The 17,843-nt window shown below is 47.7% G+C and carries 13 protein-coding genes; 3 read left to right on the top strand and 10 right to left on the bottom strand.

Annotated features, from left to right (window positions below):
- The first annotated feature begins 81 nt into the window (after positions 1-81).
- Positions 82-1,383 (top strand): glycoside hydrolase family 28 protein, encoded by a 1,302-nt coding sequence (locus H5336_RS21290; RefSeq protein ID WP_221628260.1) that lies wholly within the window; start codon positions 82-84, stop codon positions 1,381-1,383.
- A 726-nt stretch (positions 1,384-2,109) separates the two neighbouring features.
- Positions 2,110-2,883: a phytanoyl-CoA dioxygenase family protein gene (locus H5336_RS21285; protein WP_185236464.1), complete on the top strand. Its 774-nt coding sequence runs from the start codon at positions 2,110-2,112 to the stop codon at positions 2,881-2,883.
- A 365-nt stretch (positions 2,884-3,248) separates the two neighbouring features.
- On the opposite strand, the gene H5336_RS21280 is transcribed toward H5336_RS21285, so the two are convergent.
- A complete protein-coding gene (locus H5336_RS21280; RefSeq protein WP_185236463.1) occupies positions 3,249-6,017 on the bottom strand; it encodes a valine--tRNA ligase in 2,769 nt (922 codons plus the stop codon).
- Between the two features lie 122 nt (positions 6,018-6,139).
- Positions 6,140-6,736 (bottom strand): hypothetical protein, encoded by a 597-nt coding sequence (locus H5336_RS21275; RefSeq protein WP_185236462.1) that lies wholly within the window; start codon positions 6,734-6,736, stop codon positions 6,140-6,142.
- Between the two features lie 460 nt (positions 6,737-7,196).
- Between H5336_RS21275 and H5336_RS21270 the strand changes: the two genes are divergently transcribed.
- Positions 7,197-10,430 (top strand): cellulose-binding domain-containing protein, encoded by a 3,234-nt coding sequence (locus H5336_RS21270; RefSeq protein ID WP_185236461.1) that lies wholly within the window; start codon positions 7,197-7,199, stop codon positions 10,428-10,430.
- Between the two features lie 244 nt (positions 10,431-10,674).
- On the opposite strand, the gene H5336_RS23945 is transcribed toward H5336_RS21270, so the two are convergent.
- The 8 genes from H5336_RS23945 to H5336_RS21230 form a co-directional block, all read right to left on the bottom strand.
- Complete coding sequence (locus tag H5336_RS23945; RefSeq protein ID WP_221628259.1) at positions 10,675-10,935, bottom strand: GNAT family N-acetyltransferase; 261 nt, start codon at positions 10,933-10,935, stop codon at positions 10,675-10,677.
- Positions 10,893-11,120 carry a hypothetical protein gene (locus H5336_RS21260; protein WP_185236459.1) on the bottom strand — a complete coding sequence of 76 codons (228 nt, stop codon included), beginning with the start codon at positions 11,118-11,120 and terminating at the stop codon, positions 10,893-10,895. The genes H5336_RS23945 and H5336_RS21260 overlap by 43 nt, the downstream gene beginning before the upstream one ends.
- Positions 11,121-11,570: a YaiI/YqxD family protein gene (locus H5336_RS21255; protein ID WP_185236458.1), complete on the bottom strand. Its 450-nt coding sequence runs from the start codon at positions 11,568-11,570 to the stop codon at positions 11,121-11,123.
- A gap of 372 nt (positions 11,571-11,942) precedes the next feature.
- Positions 11,943-13,373 (bottom strand): amidohydrolase family protein, encoded by a 1,431-nt coding sequence (locus H5336_RS21250; protein WP_185236457.1) that lies wholly within the window; start codon positions 13,371-13,373, stop codon positions 11,943-11,945.
- Between the two features lie 103 nt (positions 13,374-13,476).
- Complete coding sequence (locus H5336_RS21245; protein ID WP_185236456.1) at positions 13,477-14,529, bottom strand: helix-turn-helix domain-containing protein; 1,053 nt, start codon at positions 14,527-14,529, stop codon at positions 13,477-13,479.
- Between the two features lie 146 nt (positions 14,530-14,675).
- Complete coding sequence (locus H5336_RS21240) at positions 14,676-15,716, bottom strand: SGNH/GDSL hydrolase family protein (RefSeq protein ID WP_185236455.1); 1,041 nt, start codon at positions 15,714-15,716, stop codon at positions 14,676-14,678.
- A 42-nt stretch (positions 15,717-15,758) separates the two neighbouring features.
- Positions 15,759-16,184, bottom strand: coding sequence for a DNA polymerase III subunit chi (locus H5336_RS21235; protein WP_185236454.1), 426 nt, complete (start codon positions 16,182-16,184; stop codon positions 15,759-15,761).
- A gap of 1 nt (position 16,185) precedes the next feature.
- A complete protein-coding gene (locus tag H5336_RS21230) occupies positions 16,186-17,718 on the bottom strand; it encodes a leucyl aminopeptidase (RefSeq protein ID WP_185236453.1) in 1,533 nt (510 codons plus the stop codon).
- Between the last annotated feature and the right edge of the window lie 125 nt (positions 17,719-17,843).

The raw sequence follows: 17,843 nt of genomic DNA, 5'->3' as shown, positions 1-17,843 counted from the left end.
GGTGCGTAACTCTATTGGGGTCGTTGAAATAGTAACAGTCGAAACATGCATGCAAAGATAAAGGTTCCAGCTCCGTTCAAAATGCCAGCTATATCGGTACCACGGTTTTCACGTGTCAAACAATTTGCTATCTCAGAATTCGGTGCTGATTGTGCAAATCAGCAAAAAACATCGGAGGCTATCACTCGTGCCATTGATGCTGCAAGTGATGCCGGTGGTGGGGTTGTATTCGTTCCTGAGGGGATATGGCCATGTACGGCAATTCATTTAAAGAGCAATGTCAATTTACACTTGAGCAAGGGGGCCGTTCTTCTCTTTTCCGAAACGCCGGAGGACTATTTGCCGGGAGTAAAAACGTCTTGGGAAGGGATGGAGTGCATAAATTATTCTCCGTTAATCTATGCCTATGAATGCGAGAATGTTGCGATTACCGGTGAAGGAACCCTGCAAGCGAAGTTGGATATTTGGACGAGTTGGTACGAACGCCCTAAGGCGCATATGAAGGCCATTGAATCACTCTATAAAATGGCTGCTGAGGCCGTACCGTTACAAGAGCGAGACATGACCTATGAAGGCGCTAATCTGCGACCGCATTTTATTCAATTCAACCGCTGTCGACAGGTGTTGGTTGAAGGTATTTCGATTAAAAACAGTCCATTTTGGGTGATGCATCCGTACCTTTGCAAAGATGTCATAGTTCGCCGGGTAAAGATTGAAGCGCATGGCCATAACAATGACGGCGTTGATCCGGAAATGACCCAAAATATGCTCATTGAAGATTGTGTCTTTGATCAGGGCGATGATGCTATCTCGGTCAAGGCGGGTCGTGATAGTGAAGCGTGGAAACTGAACACGCCTTGCAAAAACATTGTGATGCGTAATTGCACTATAAAAAATGGACACCACCTGTTAGCGATTGGAAGCGAACTTTCGGGTGGTATTGAAAATATATTTATCGAAAATTGTCATTTTGAAAATGGTTCAACGGCAAATAGGGAGTACGTCGAAGGCACGCCTGATGCCGATAGTTTTGGGAATTTGGTGTATCTAAAAACCAACGCCTATCGTGGAGGTTATGTGCGTAACGTGTACGTACATAATTGCAGCGCTGAAAAAATCGGTGGCAGTGTGATTGCCATTGAAACCGATGTGCTTTATCAGTGGCGGGAATTGATGGCGGCTTATGAAAAACGCTTTACCCATATTCAAGGCATTGATTTGTACAACATTACGGTAGGGGAAGTGAGTTATATCAGTAAAATCGATGGCAATGAACTGGCTCCTGTGAATGATGTACGGTTGAGGAATGTGGATGTTGGATATGTGCGAGAGTGTGAAATAGACAACCGGCATGTTGTAAATTTTGAGTGGGAGTATAGATAGTGATTTTGGGTTAAGAGTCGGTTTTTCTAGCAATAACTACAGGAGCTTTGTAGGCACATTTTTTGTTAGGCTTTACCGTAAGGTCACCCTAATAATTGAGCTGCTTATTAGGAGCAGTCTTTTCCAAGAAACTCAAATGATACTTTATCCACAGCGTTTATGATCCTAATCTCATTTTCGCTCCATATATTATTGCCGATCTCAGCAACGTAATAGATGTTTTTCAATCCAAAGGCAAATATTTTGGGGAGTACTTCAAAGTGGAAAGCTGATTCTGAAGGCACAAGAATTTAGTCATACCGAGTGGCATCTCTTATGTATATCCGACTTCGACAAGTATAGAAATAGCGGTTTTCGCTGCTAAGTTGGATATGAGCAGGGGTCCCCTTGCTTCTTCAGATGGCACGGGCCGACTGTCATTTTTGACTCCTAGATATAGCAATATAACGCAAGAAAATGCCATGGCTAAGGTTCTGCCAAATCATTTTAGCATCCTTCGGAAAACCATGAGTAATACGTTTTCTTTCATCAGGCGAAATCTGAGTGTTCCACCCTTGTTAAAGCAGGACACCGCGTTGGATAAAAAAATAGGGTGAGAAAGTTGGGCCAAATCGATGGCGCGGAATAGGGTATTATAGCCGGCTTTTTTGGCTGCCGGAGTCTTGGCGTAAGTGACTTGTTTCAGTTTGGTAGTTACCTTACCCATGTGGAAAGTTTGGAAAGTAAATGACCAGCAATAATGTTCGCTTAACTCAAGCACAATTATCCAGTTTTAAGAAAAATGGTTTTCTTGTGGTTAGGGGATGGCTTACGGGCGATGCTCTGGGCAAACTGCAACAGTTGGCCCAGCAGCAGTATAGGCACCCGACCGAACCATGGGAGCTAGAAGCTCAGCTTGGATACCCTGGCGCGCCTTTAGCGATTGAAGAGACGGGTGGCCAAACCATTCGGCGCTTACTCGGTGCCTGTCAACGAGAGCCGTCTTGGCGTGCGCTTGCTACGGGTGAGCCATTAAAAGGCTGCATCCAGCGACTATTAAATAGCTCAGACATTAGCCTTAGTCAGGCGCACCACAATTGCTTGATGACGAAGTCGCCGCTCTATAGTAGCGATACCGGCTGGCATCAAGACAGCCGCTATTGGCACTTCAAAAAAAACGAGCTTATTTCGGCTTGGTTGGCTCTGGGGAATGAAACGGCAGAAAACGGTGCGCTGCAGGTTGTTCCAGGAAGTCATTGTGAAAATTTTTCGCCACAACAGTTCGACGAGAGCACTTTTTTTATTGCAGATAAATATGAAAATATTTCGTTTATTGAACAAGCGATAACCCTAGTGTTAAATCCGGGCGACTTATTGTTTTTTCATTGCAATCTACTGCACCGCGCTTCCAGAAATTTAACGAATACCACTAAGTTATCACTGGTGTTTACCTACCATAGCAGCGATAACACACCTGTTGGTAATACCCGTTCAGCGGCAATGGACGAAATATTACTATAAAAGTAGTGATTTTTGCTCTGAATATATTGGTGTGAGTATTATTTGGAGTAAGTATTTGTTTGGGGTGTCGGTCGGTATTTAAAGAAAACCTTGTCGATAAAGGACTCCTCTAATAATTTTTTTTGCCTCTCACGGTTTGCCAAGCTTAGTCCTTCGGGGCTCTGTGTGTCATTGATACTTGGAGTTAAAGCTTTTTCACCAAGCCACAGCAGCATGCCTGCAATTCTTTCCTTGCGGATGAACCTAGAGGCCTAAAGTTAGTAAAAGAGGTGCCTTAAAGTTAAAAGCAGTAGGTGTTAGGTGTACGCTCCGACATCTCGTCCTAAGCACAAGAAAAGGGCTGTGCGCCCCTTTTCTTGTGTGGGTTATAAGGCCGCAATTTTTTCTTTCTGCTCCTGTAATTTTCCTAGAGCTGACTGGGCTTCGGCTAGCTTATCTTTTTCCTTCTGTACAACGTCGGCGGGTGCTTTATCCACAAACTTGGGGTTATTGAGCTTGCCGTTTAATCGGCCCACTTCTTTTTCCAGTTTATCGCTTTCTTTTTGTAGGCGAGCCAATTCGGCGTCTTTATCGATAAGACCAGCCATAGGCACTAGAATTTCTAATTTGCCCACGAGTGTTGTAGCCGAGAGCGGCGCTTCCTCGTTGGCGTCTAGCCATTCGGTAGATTCTAAAGCCGCCAGTTTTTTAAGGAATTGACTGTTGTCGTTCAAGCAACGCTTGTCGTTGTCGTTACCGTTTTTAAAGAAAACGGGCAGTTGCTTAGAGGGTGGGATATTCATCTCGCCACGGATATTGCGCACGCCAACAATAACGTCTTTAACCCATTCGATGTCGGCCATGGCCTGCGGGTCGATTTTACTTTCGTCGGCTTCAGGATAGGCGGCTAACATAATACTTTCGCCTTCGGCGCCCGCTAGGGGTTTAACACGCTGCCAAATTTCTTCGGTAATAAACGGCATCATTGGGTGAGCCAAACGCAGTGTGGTCTCGAGTACGCGAATAAGTGTGCGGCGCGTGCCTTTTTTAATCTCGGGGTTGGCGTTTTCGTCCCAGAGTACCGGCTTGGTGAGTTCCAAGTACCAGTCGCAGTAGTCTTTCCAAATAAAGTCGTATAGCGCCTGTGATGCTAAATCTAGGCGGTAGGTGTTCATGCCTTCGGCAACGGCTGCCTCGGCTTGCTGTAGGCGGGAGATTATCCAGCGGTCCGCTAGTGTTAATGCGTAATTGTCTGAACCGTCTTGCCCACAGTCTTCATCTTCGGTATTCATGAAAACGTAATTCGAAGCATTCCAGATTTTATTACAGAAGTTACGGTAGCCTTCAATTCGGCCTACATCGAAATTAATATCGCGACCGGTAGAGGCTAATGAGTAATAGGTGTAGCGCAGGGCATCAGTACCGTAAGGGGCAATACCTTCAGGAAATTCCTTGCGCGTCATCTTCTCAATTTTTTGTTTAAGCTGTGGCACCTGCATGCCAGCGGTACGCTTCTCAACGAGGGGTTCCAACTCTATACCGTCAATTAAGTCGATGGGGTCGAGTACATTACCTTTCGATTTACTCATCTTCTGGCCATGGCTGTCGCGCACTAAACCATGAACGAAAACGGTGTGGAAGGGCACTTCCTTTTTGAAGTAGAGCGTTAGCATTATCATGCGCGCCACCCAGAAAAAGATAATGTCGAAACCGGTAACCAACACGGAGGAGGGGTGAAAGGTCTTTAAAAAGTCGGTATTTTCTGGCCAGCCCAATGTTCCGAAAGTCCAAAGGCCAGAGCTGAACCAAGTATCGAGTACGTCTTCATCTTGCCTTAATGCTAAGTCATCGGCGAGGTTGTGTTTCTGGCGCACGTCTTCCTCATTGCGACCAACATACACATTGCCGGCTTCGTCGTACCAGGCCGGAATACGGTGGCCCCACCATAGTTGACGGGAAATACACCAGTCTTGAATGTCGCGCATCCAGCTGAAGTACATATTTTCGTATTGCTTGGGTACGAAATTAACATCGCCTTCCTCAACAGCTTTAATGGCTTCGTCGGCCAGTGGCTGGGTTTTAACGTACCATTGGTTGGTGAGGTAGGGTTCAATGACGACACCGGAGCGGTCGCCGTAAGGTACTTTAAGTACGTGGTCGTCTATTTTGTCGAGCAGACCAAGTGCATCTAGATCTTCTACGATTTGCTTGCGTGCAACAAAACGGTCCATACCAATGTATTTTTCCGGCACGTTGCTATTGAGTTGTGCATCGTCATTGAAGATGTTGATCATCTCTAAGTTGTGGCGTTGGCCCATTTCGTAGTCGTTAAAATCGTGGGCGGGCGTAATTTTTACGCAGCCAGTGCCGAAGTCTTTGTCGACGTAGTCGTCGGCAATAATCGGAATTTCACGCTCGGTAAGCGGTAGCTTAATGGTTTGACCAATAAGCGCTTTATAGCGTTCGTCTTCCGGGTTTACGGCAACGGCGGTGTCGCCGAGCATGGTTTCCGGCCGGGTAGTGGCGACGGTGAGATGACCACTGCCATCACTTAATGGGTAGCGAAAGTGCCACATGTGGCCTTTCTTTTCTTCGTTGATAACTTCTAAGTCGGAAATCGCGGTGTGCAGTTTTGGGTCCCAGTTAACCAGGCGTTTGCCTCGGTATATGAGCTTGTCTTCGTATAGGCGCACAAACACTTCTTGTACGGCCTTATAAAAACCGTCGTCCATGGTGAAGCGTTCACGACTCCAGTCGGGCGATGCACCTAGGCGGCGAAGTTGGCGTGTAATGTGACCGCCGGATTCTTCTTTCCATTCCCATACTTTTTCGATGAATTTTTCGCGGCCTAAGTCGTGGCGTGTTTTGTCTTCGGCACCCAGCAGGCGTTCTACCACCATTTGCGTGGCAATACCGGCGTGGTCGGTGCCTACTTGCCACAAGGTGTTACAGCCCTTCATGCGGTGGTAGCGAATTAAGGCATCCATGATGCTTTCTTGGAACCCGTGGCCCATGTGCAGGCTGCCCGTGACATTGGGCGGTGGAATCATAATGCAGTAGGGGTCACCTTTGCCGCTGGGGGCGAAGTAGCCTTTGCTTTCCCAGGTTTCGTACCATTGCTTTTCTATTGCCGAGGGCTGATAAGTTTTGTCCATAGGGTTAGTGCATGCACCGTATAGGTAGAGGAGTTTTAAGAATTTAAAGACGCGGGATTATACCCTGCAAGTTCGGGACTTGCAGCGCGTGATTAGAGTTAGTGGGTAGTGTTTTGGTTAAATTAGGAGTCTTCGTCTTCGGAGAGGCGTTGCCCAAGGCGTATGCGTAACTCTTTTTCCATCATGGGTAGGTATTTTTGCACGAGTTCATCCACCAACCCACTTACGTCCGAAGATGATTCAGCCCCTTGCTCGCGATCTTTTTGGTGGTGAAGGGCGTCTTCCTGTTGTGCCAGAGTAGCGCCAACATTGGCTAGGTTTTCCAGCATATCAGAGCGGTTTTGGTTGAGTTTTTCTCGAATATGGGCCGGTAAAAACGGGTTTTCGGCCTTTAGCTCGGGTGTTGCAGTTGAATCGCTTTCGGTTGCATCTTCGATTGCAGCGCGGCGGTTTTGCTCATCAAAGAGCGATTGTTGGCCAGGTAAAACGGGCTCAGTATTGTTTGCTGGGGTCAGGTCATCATCCGGGTCGTTCACTAAAGGTATTTCCTCATCATAGATAGCAGAATCTTCCGGTGCTGAATTTTCCGGGAGGGTTTCCGTTGGGGGGGAATCAACTGCACTTTTTCGACTGACAGGCGTGCCCGAGAGCAGGGAAGAATGGATATCTTCCAGCTCATGAAGCAGCTCTTCCCTCGATGCAGAGGGTTTTTCAGACAATTTTGAGCTCAATTGGCGAGATCTCAATGGTTAGCGAAAGGTGTATCTTAGCGGTTTATGCAGGCGCTGTTAAGCTACATGAATGGGTATTACCCTACAAATACTGGTAATTAGGTATTAGGTTTAACGTAACACTAAATCGTGCTCTTTTATAAAATCGGCGGTGGTTGGCAGATTTAGGTTATGTTCTGTATTGCATCTGCATACTCTTTCTCCTAGGATCAATTCTAGGTATATTTTAAATATGGACGGTTGTCCGCATATAAAAACATCTCAATGCAATACAATTTCACTCGATTCATGCAATCGGACTTAAGAAGTAACTAATAATAACAATAAAAACGGTTGAACCCTGTGACGCCACGGCCGAGCAGTAAACCTCTAAAACTCGCAATAACGCCTAACTTTGCTGTATCAGGCCTCATAAACACGCACATGTTAATAAGAAGGAGTGTGTTAGATGGTAATTAAATCATGTTTGCGGAAAGCTATTCGGTGCGCGGCGTTTGCCGTTGCCGGAGTGTCTTTATCGCTAGCCCCTCTCACCAGTAGTGCTTTAAGTACTCAAGAGCACACCTGGGAAAACGTTCGCGTTGATGGCGGTGGTTTTGTCCCCGGCATTATTTTTAACGAATCAGAAGCCAACCTTGCCTACGCTCGCACTGATATTGGTGGAGCTTATCGTTGGGACGAAGCTAACCAAGAATGGGATCCAATATCCGACTGGGTAGGCTGGGACAACTGGGGCTACTACGGCACCCTTAGTCTCGCAACAGACCCTGTCGACACAGACCGTGTTTATATGGCTGTAGGTATGTACACCAATGACTGGGATCCCAATAACGGCGCCATCGCGCGTTCAACCGATCGCGGTGATACTTGGGATTTGACTCCGTTGCCCTTTAAAGTGGGCGGTAATATGGTTGGTCGTGGCATGGGTGAGCGTTTAAGCATCGACCCCAACGACAACAGTACTATTTATTTTGGTGCTGAGCTGGGTGAAGGCTTACTGCGTTCGACCAATTACGGAGTTACCTGGAACAAGGTCAACAACTTTCCCAATGTGGGCACCTATATTCAAGACCCTGCCGACGAGTATGACTACTTGAATAAAATTCAGGGTGTGGTGTGGGTAACTTTCGATCCAACTTCAGGTTCTTCGGGAAGCGGTTCAGAACGAATTTTTGTGGGCGTTGCCGACCTTAACGAAGCACTGTATCAGAGTCTTGATGGCGGCCAAACGTGGGAAGCTATTCCTGGCGCACCTACAGGCTATATTCCGCACAAAGGTAAGTTTGATGATGTAAACGGGCTCCTCTATATCGCCACCAGTAATACCGGTGGCCCTTACGATGGCTCTGAAGGGGAGGTGTGGAAATACGACGTTAACACCGGGGTGTGGACCGATATTACCCCGCTGTCTGTGGCTAACGGTGGTTACTTCGGCTACAGTGGCCTGACAATCGACCGTCAAAACCCAAGCACTATTATGGTGGCTTCGCAGGTTTCTTGGTGGCCGGATCTGCTTATGTACCGCTCCACAGATGGAGGAGCAACATGGAAAGGTATTTGGGAGTGGGCTGGGTACCCTAATCGTACCAAGCGTTACGAACATGATATTAGCGAAGTGCCCTGGTTGGATTTCGGCGGCAACCCACAGCCACCCGAAGAGTCTTTGAAGTTGGGTTGGATGAACGAGTCTGTTGAAATTGACCCTTTTAATTCAGATCGCTTCTTCTACGGTACAGGTGCCACCATTTATGGTTCGACAAACCTAACCAATTGGGACTCTTTTGATTCCACCGGTAGCCTCGTCACCATTCGCCCAATGGTGAAAGGTTTGGAAGAAACTGCTGTTCAAGATCTAGTGAGCCCCCCCGCGGGTGCACACCTGTTCTCAGCATTGGCTGACATCGGTGGATTTAAACACGATGATTTGACGCTTGTACCTGGTTTGCCGTTTCAGGCTCCTTTCCACGGCACGACCACCAGTATCGACTTTGCCGAACTGGACCCGAATTATATGGTGCGTGTCGGTCAGGCTGTAGGTGATACCCCCGATGGTTTTGTTTACATCGGTGTATCGACGTCTGGCGGTAATTCCTGGTGGCAGGCATCCAATGCAGGAACACCAACTAAGGGTGGTACCGTTGCAATGGCCGCTGATGGCGGAACTATTGTATGGAGTGTGGGCGGTGGTAGTGTCCACTACTCGACCACAATTGGTTCAACCTGGACAGCTTCGAGTGGTGTCCCCGCTGGCGCAAAAGTGGAAGCCGACCGCGTTAACGGTGACAGGTTCTACGCCTATAGCGACGGAACTTTCTACTACTCCACAGACGGCGGTGCAAACTTCACAGCATCCTCCGCGAGCGGTTTACCGTCTGCTGGTCATCTGCAGTTTAAAGTTGCGCCTAGTAACGAAGGGCACATATGGCTGGCCGGTGGTTATATCGACGACACAGACCCAAGCGTGACAACCCACGGGTTGTGGCGCTCGACAAATGGCGGCGTAACCTTTACGCAAATGCCTTTGGTGGATGAAGGCGATAACGTTGGCTTCGGTAAGGCTGCTCCAAGTTCTGACTACCCTGCCATATACTTAGTCGCTCAGGTGGAAGGCGTTCGCGGTGTGTTCCGTTCCGATGATGAAGGCTCTAGTTGGATTCGTATTAACGACGATGCCAACCAGTTTGGTAACATGGGTGAAGCGATTACCGGAGACCCTCGTATACACGGTCGTGTTTATTTGGGTACTAATGGCCGTGGTATTATGATGGCCGACCCGGCAGGAAACTCGAGTTCTTCCTCTTCCAGCTCCAGTAGCTCATCTTCTAGTAGCAGCTCTAGCTCATCCTCCAGTACTTCTAGCTCTTCAAGTTCTAGCAGCAGCTCGAGTTCTAGCAGCAGCTCGAGTTCTAGCAGCAGCTCGAGTTCTAGCAGTAGTTCGAGTTCAAGCAGCAGCTCCAGCTCGTCTAGTTCTAGTTCAACCGGTGGTAGCTGTTCGGGAGTGAATGTATATCCAAACTGGACATCGAAAGATTGGGCCGGCGGTGACTACAATCACGCCAGCGCTGGTGATCAGATGGTCTACGAGAATGTGCTGTATCAAGCTAACTGGTACACCAATACGGTACCGGGTAGTGATTTCTCCTGGTCGGATATGGGTGCGTGTGGTGCAAGCTCCAGCTCTTCGAGCAGTAGTTCTAGCTCCTCTAGTTCGAGTAGCTCCAGTTCTTCTAGCAGTTTCAGCTCCTCTAGCAGTAGCTCCAGTTCTTCTAGCAGTTCCAGCTCCTCTAGTAGTAGCTCCAGTTCTTCTAGTAGTTCCAGCTCCTCTAGTAGTAGCTCCAGTTCTTCTAGTAGTTCTAGTAGTTCTAGTAGTTCTAGTAGTTTGAGTTCGTCATCTAACAGCAGTTCGTCAAGCAGTTCCTCTGTGGGCAACTGTGTAGATGTATCGGGTGGGCAGTCTGGTAGTTTCAGTACTACCGATGCACATTGCTTCCGTACGCAAGATAACGTGTATGGTTGGGGTGCTTCTAACTTCGCCGGTCGCAGTATTTCCGTAACCATTAACGGTTCCGGTACGGCGGTAACCACCGTTGGTGGTTCTTTGCCAGCTAAGGCTGCTAATGACTACTACTACTTCCAGTCAACAGCGGGTGATTTCCCCTGGGCATCTGTTTACTGGTGGTGATAACGAAAGTTAGCTGTTCTTACCAGGCAGAAACTGCCTAACCCAAAAAGCCCAAGGCCAAAAACCTTGGGCTTTTGCCTACAGGATGTAGGTATGCCTTGGAGCACAAGGGCAGCTCCATTGCATCCATGCAATCGCTGCATTAGTGCGTCCATGCACGTCATGTGCGGGAACGGCGGCCCAGGATGTAGGTATACCATGGAGCCGGTTTAATAATCAGTAATAGTGTTAAACTATTGAAGACCTAGAAGGCCATTTTTTTATTGAAGACTGTTTGTGTTTTAACTTCTGCGTATTCAAGTGATGTGTAAAACCGGTGGGCATCGCGGCGTAAAGTATTGGCCCGTAGTTGAATGTGGGGCGTAGTTTTTAAGAGCCACTGCTCGGCAGCGTTAACCAAGCATCTGCCAATACCTTGGCATCGAGCAGATTTGTCGACAACCAAGCTTACAATTTCGCCCTTTAGCCCTCGGCTAAGCGCACATCCAAAATGACAGAGATACAACCAACAACACCTTGTTTGTTTTCTGCGATAAATAGTTCACCACCGCGCGCTCTTATGGCATTTACATTTTGCAATAGGCTATTTTCTGTATGCGGATAACCGAGTAATGCCAGCAAGTTAAGCATAACGGGCATATCGTATTCTGTACTTGGCCGAATGTGCGTTGTGGTGTCAATACTAGGCATTTACTTCCCTCCTTTCGCCAGCCATCGATCTAGTTGATTGGCAAACTTTTGTTTTTCCAGTTGGCCGAAGGGCGCTTGGCCACCAGACTGTATGCCACTGCTGCGCATGGTTTCCAAAAAATCGCGAATATTCAGCCGTGATTTTACGTTGTCTACGGTAAATAGTTCGCCCCTTGGGCTGAGGGCCAAAGCGCCTTTATCAATTATCTCGGCAGCCAGCGGAATATCGCTGGTGATAATCAAATCGTCGGTATCGGTCATATTAACAATTTGTTCGTCTGCAACATCAAAGCCGCTTTGTACCTGGAGCGAAGAAATATATTGCGACGGTGGTGTTTTGATAAATTGATTCGCGACAAATATAACCTGCGTTGCTGTTCTTTCTGCAGCGCGGATCAATATATCTTTTACCACAACGGGGCATGCGTCGGCGTCGACCAGGATTTTCATGAGGCAGGTGTCCTTAATGTTCTTTTGATAAAGGTGCCCTAAATTATGCTATTAATGCATTTTTTGTTTTATATTTCGGGGATACAGCTATTTTTGATGAGCGAGAATCCCGTGTTTCTGTGTATTCTACCGTCTCCCAGCACTTTGTGTTTTATTTACTGAAATTATTGTAATTTTCGACTTCCCGTTTCAGGTTTTTTCGCAAATTTTCATACGGGTAGTGAGGAAGCGTGACTGACCACTAGGGGCATAAGGGCGTGGGGGGAATGTAGTAAGTATTCAAAGAATGTTGGGTAATACCGCTGGTTTGATTTTGACCGTGCTTGACGGCTAAACACCTTTTTTCGATTGATGATTTTGGCGACATGCTGGTTAGATAAAATAATTATCAATGACCCACCAATAATAAAACTCGAATGTCGACATGTGTTGTTTCGCCAGTTTACGCATTGTCTCTATAGCGTTAGAGCTATAGTATTGAGTTCCATTTATGAGGCCTTCCAGCTGGTGTACATGGTTAACGTCGTTGAGAGGGTTTTCGGGTAAGATCAACAGTTCAGCGGCATAGCCTGCTTTTACCTTCGCCACTTTATTCTCAACCAATAGTGTTTCCGCAGCATTAACGGTTGCAGCTTTAAGTACTTCGGCCGCTGGTATACCGGCTTTTTGTAGGCGCTCCATTTCCCGCAGTGTACTAATGCCATTGGCCGAGTAGGGCATACCGCCATCTGAACCTACCAAAAGTTTAACGCCCGATTGATGTAATTGTTTCGTTATTCTAGCGAAAAATACTGATTTCTGTAGCCAATTCTGCTGCATTCGTTGTGCGTGAATATGGGCTACATCGGAATGGCCTAATTTCTTCAGAACAGGGTGTAGGAACTCTAGCGGTACTTGAATTTTTTGCCAATGAGCTTCGCCCCGATCGGCTATTGCCGCAACCTCATCGTAAACGTATAGGGTGGGTGTCACGGGCACTTTGGATGCCTGTATTTTTTCCGCTACTTCTTTAATGCGCACCGTATCGTATGCATAGTTTAGGTGTGCTTGATAAATCATCTCAACGTGTTCCAAAGACTGGGGTTTAGCGGCTAAAAATTCGCTTAGAGAGATCGAAAAAGGTGGGTGTCCAGCGAATGGTATCTTCAATACGTGCGCTTCGTTTGAGAGGGCGTTAAACAACTTTGGCGACAGGCCATCGTATATTTTTAACAGGTTATAGCCCCTTCGATGTTGCGCACGAACGAGTTCTCGGGCTTCCGTTTCTGTGCTGATAAATTTGTGATGCGGGCCACTGGCATACTGAGAGTGTTGGTTAATAGGCGCCCCAGAAAGGCTAAGGGCCGGGCCATGGAGCTTACCTTTTGCAATCCATTTGCGAAAAATACGTTGAGGTGAATTACCCGACATTACTCGAGTACGGGTAATGCCGTGGGCTAACATGGCATAAAGGTCGGCTTTCTCCCATACATGGGTGTGCATGTCGATTAGCCCAGGCATGATGTATTTTCCTTCTGCATTGATGACTAAGTCATTAGCGGAAGGAGTTACGGCTGTTGGCGTTATTTCTACGATTAAGCCGTTCTTTATGCGTATATTTCTCTGCTCTGTGATGCGACCTTTGCTTACTTCAACAATGCGTGCGCCCACAACTACAATGCTGTTATTCGCTGAACCTACCGGTGATGGTGTTGGGGGCATGTACCAGCGATAGATCCAGAAGAGGCTGGCTACGGCAGCGCACAAGGCGCAAATAAGCAATATACTTGTGGTTGAAACTCGAGCAAATCGAATAATGGTCATGGCATCACCTCACAAAAATTGAGGTGGAAGCTTGAGGCCTGAAACACGCTAGAGCGCCCAGAATCACGATTCTGAACTTCCTTAGGGCTTGTCTTGTAAGGTTTTACCGCTGTTGGGACTGGTATTGGCTTGGTGTAACGCCGAAATGATTTTTGAATACCGTATTAAAACTTGATTTGGAATTGAATCCTGCGGCAAAAGCAATATCCAATACAGTTAGAGTATTACCTGCATTGGTAGGACTATTCCCCGATAGTTGTAGGCTTACTTCCGTTAGCCTAAGGGCGTTGATGTAATCGTTAAAACTCGTTTGTCCACCACAATTTACCGCCCAAGAAATATCCTTTTCATTTAGGCCCGTAGCCACCGCTAGGTCTTTCAAGGATAGTCGTGGCGTTCGATATAGGTGTTGGCCTTCCACCAGTGCATTGAGTTCGTTAAATAAATGAGTTGCTTCTTTGTTTTGTTGTTCGCCAATAGCCGGTGACGATTCGCTTAAACTAAGCTCAGCGATGCTAAGGCCGCTGAACATGGCGGGTGCACGAACAGCGCGAATAATAATGTAGCCCATCATCAGGAAATAACAGAACTGCATGGTGAAATACCATGCTTTTAAGCCTAGCGAAGGAAGGTGGGGTTGAAGGTTGTGGCGAATGGCGTCGATACCGGCTATGGCAATCATCAACCAAAGTAAGTGTCTTATCCAGTCAGCGCGAATATCGAACGCGTCTGACCGGCTTTGTTCTGACGCTATTGCGTAACGTTGCGTTAGTCGTACACCGAAATAAAAGTAAATGATTTGGCTAAGTGTGCCCGCTGCTAATACCCATTGGGGCCAGCTATTGAATAGTAAGCTTATAAAAGCGGGTAATAAATGCAGTAAGGATTTTCGCGAGAGACAAAAGTTGGCAAATACCAGCTGTGACACTACCCAGTAAAACAGCGGGCCTTCCAATAGCGTAAACGACGGTGTTAGTAAGTAGTGGAAGGGTAGTGCGTGTGTCTCCTCCAAAAAATTCAGGGCCATAAGCACTGTCGCTGCGCCTAAGTAAAGCCTAAGAGCGATAAACCGAGGGTTTCCCCATAGCAGTAATAATCCGAACAGCAGTTCCGTTATAAATGCAACCTGAAGAAAATTGGAGGCGGTATAGTGCATGAAAGGGGGTGCTCGTTGTTTCGACGCTTTTTTTGGCTTCGCGTTAATGTGCGCTGTAGGCGCTCAGTTTGCGAGAAGCCGCACATCCTGCTGCTGCAATTTAAGGTGATTGCAAGGTGTGAGTGTGTCTAGGTTTTTTTTTCCAATCACCAATGCAAATCTTTGCGTATTCTCCGAATCAGCTCTTCGCCCATTCGCTTATTCGTTATGGAATTGGGGTGATAGTCGCAACCATAACCGTCGCTTGCTTCTATTTTACCCAGGTCTACGACCCTTATGCTGGGAGTTTGGAGCGTTTGCATTTCGGATATTTGTGATTGCCGGGCCTCGCCACCCAGCATGGGGCTTACGATTAAATAGAGGGGTTTACCAGGGTAATCTGCACGCACTTTTGCTACGAGTTTTTTCATGCCTAGGCGATATTCATTGGTTACGCTTCCGGTCCAGTAGTCATTGGTACCAATTGCAATGGTTATGACATCGGGCTGAAAATTTTCTGGGGGCCACTGGCTTGTTGGATTGTTTGCTAGTGTGCGGGCGTAACGATCTAAAATAGTGGGGTTAACGGGTGTGTTTTCGCCGTATGAGCGCCATGCGCCTATACCTGACCAAGCTATTGCTTGTATATCTGCATTGAGCTCACGCGCTGCGATGGCCGCGTAAGTGGCGAGCTGGTTACTGGTTTCCATACTGTAACCACATTCTTTACTATTGCCCTCAATTCCATAGCCTGCGGTAATGGAGTCGCCGATAGCCAGTATTTTTTTATCGAGAGTAGTTGGTGGCGGTAGAAGTTTGCCGTCCACTTTCGGCTGGGAATAGATACTGGATACAATATCAAAAGACTCCGTTACTCGGGTAACACGAATATGGTGTTTACCCTGTGGTAGTTTTTCGGCGAGGGTATACGTTTTTGCTGCGCCATCTACCCACAGGTCCGATTGTTTTCCGTTCACATCTACAATAAACCGCACGCGCGCAGAGCTGGCCAGTTCAATTTTTGCCTGGCTGCCCGCAAAATTAAATTCAAAAGCTGATCCAGGCCAAGTGGAGTGGTGCTGGGCTCCCTGTTGTTCAAAGCGGCCAATTAAACGTAAAGCGTCAGTGGGGGCGGCGGAAGTGGTGCAGGCGATAGAACCACACACTAGCGTAATGCAGAGAAGTAATATGTTGAAAATACGTGCCATGGCGATTACGTTCTTTATATATAGGTTCTGGGTAGTTGTACATTATATTTTGAAAGACGTTAACTCATAGCCGCGGTCTTTATAAAACTTCCAGTTTTCACGGGTACTTTGTAAAATATCGGTTTGTTGAACAACAACTTCGGCTAGTTTTTTAAATCGGCTGAACTCCGGTGGAACGATTGCCCGTAGATTAATGAGTAAATCATGGTGAGTTGGGCTGTCGCTGGTATGGCTAATAACGACCGGCACTTTCTCTGTGTCGGGCTCACCGACAATACTGTGGGGAATGAAAGATTCGGGTTTAAAGCTCCAGAGTAGTTCATCCAGCAGAAAAGTCTCTTCCGGCGTACTGGTGGCGACCAGTACCCGATTGCTTTCGTTAATGGCTTTTTGAACCAGTCTGCAAACGAAGCGATGCCTTTCCACCACTTCGTTTGCCTGGAGTATGTAAAAGTTAACACGTGTCATATTAAGCATTCACTAGGTAGTTAACCAGCAGTGCCACGGGGCGACCGGTTGCGCCTTTTCTGGCGCCAGAGTGCCAGGCCGTTCCGGCAATATCAAGGTGGGCCCAAGGGTACTTTTTCGCATAGCGCGAGAGGAAGCAGGCTGCGGTTACGCTGCCGCCGCCAGGCCCGCCAATATTCGCCATATCGGCAAAATTACTGTCTAATTGTTTTTGATATTCATCCCACAGCGGCATTTGCCAGGCTTTGTCGTTGCTCTGGATACCGGCTGCCAGTAGTTTGTCGGCAAGCGGTTGGTGATTGCTGTACAAGCCGGTTGCATGGTTGCCTAATGCGACCACACAGGCGCCGGTAAGGGTTGCAACGTCCACGACAGATTTGGGTTTGAAACGTTCGGCGTAGGTAAGTGTGTCACACAGCACCAGTCGGCCTTCGGCGTCGGTATTGAGAATTTCTATGGTTTGGCCAGACATCGAAGTCACGATATCGCCAGGCTTGGAAGCGTTGCCGGCGGGCATATTTTCGGCGGCTGCAACCAACGCGACTACATGTACCTTCGCTTTCATCTCTACCAGCGCTTTCATGCTGCCAAACACACTGGCGGCACCGCACATATCAAATTTCATTTCATCCATAGAGCCGCCGGGCTTCAGGCTAATACCACCGGTATCGAAGGTAATACCTTTACCCACCAGAACGTGGGGTTTAGCGTTGGCCGCGCTCGAACCTTTGTATTCCATTATCATTAAGCGGCCTTCCTCGGCACTTCCTTTGGCGACAGACAGGAAGGCACCCATACCCAGCTTTTCCATTTGCTTTTGGTTTAGGTTGCGGGCTGTGAGTTTTTTCTCGGAATTAGCGGCCAGTATTTTAGCCTGCTCAGCCAAGTAATCGGGTGTACAAATATTGGGCGGTAGGTTGCCGAGCTGGCGCGTGTAGTTAATACCGCTACCAATCGCAGAGCCTTTAATTAATGCAGGTCGAACGAGCTTTAGGCGATTTGCATCAACGCTGGTGTAAATGACTTTATTGAGGCTGGGGGTGGGGTCGGGTTTACTCTTGGTTTCGGTGTAGCGATAACAGGCTTTTTGACAGGCCACAGCTAGTTGCTCGGCGAGCCAGCCGGCTCCTACGGTTTCGTCCCCATGTTGTATGCTCATTCCGGCGCTGAAAATGTCGTCTATGTAGATAGCGGCGTCTTTTACCGGAGCATGGCTGAGCGCGTTGGCCAGAGCACTCAGTGCGGTCAATAGGCTGTCGGAGCTTAACGAGGTGGATTTTTTGCCAGTTGGTTTACCCAGTTGTACCAGCATTACTCGTTGATAGGGGCGCTTCGGCTCAACGGGCATAGTGATCCAGCGCTTGCTACCGGGCTTATCCTTCAGATCATGGTTGGTGATAAGTGCGCTTAGTGCACCACCTTGTTGCTTGTCGATGGCGTCTGCGCTGGCAAGCAGCGTGTCACCATAGGCGAAGACAGCGGCACACTGAGTTGATTGCGAGAGCACATCAGATTTTTTGTTCGTGAATAGCATAAGGGAGAACTTCCATACAAAACGAGAAAGGAATTAAAGGTGGAGTTTAAGCGTTCGTTTTCTCTCCAGCAAATCTGCTAGAATCGCGACCTTAAATAGAACCTCCCATTATCTGCCCAACCGCT

Source organism: Teredinibacter franksiae, assembly GCF_014218805.1.
Lineage (GTDB): Bacteria > Pseudomonadota > Gammaproteobacteria > Pseudomonadales > Cellvibrionaceae > Teredinibacter > Teredinibacter franksiae.
This window is presented reverse-complemented; position numbering and strand designations above follow the sequence as displayed.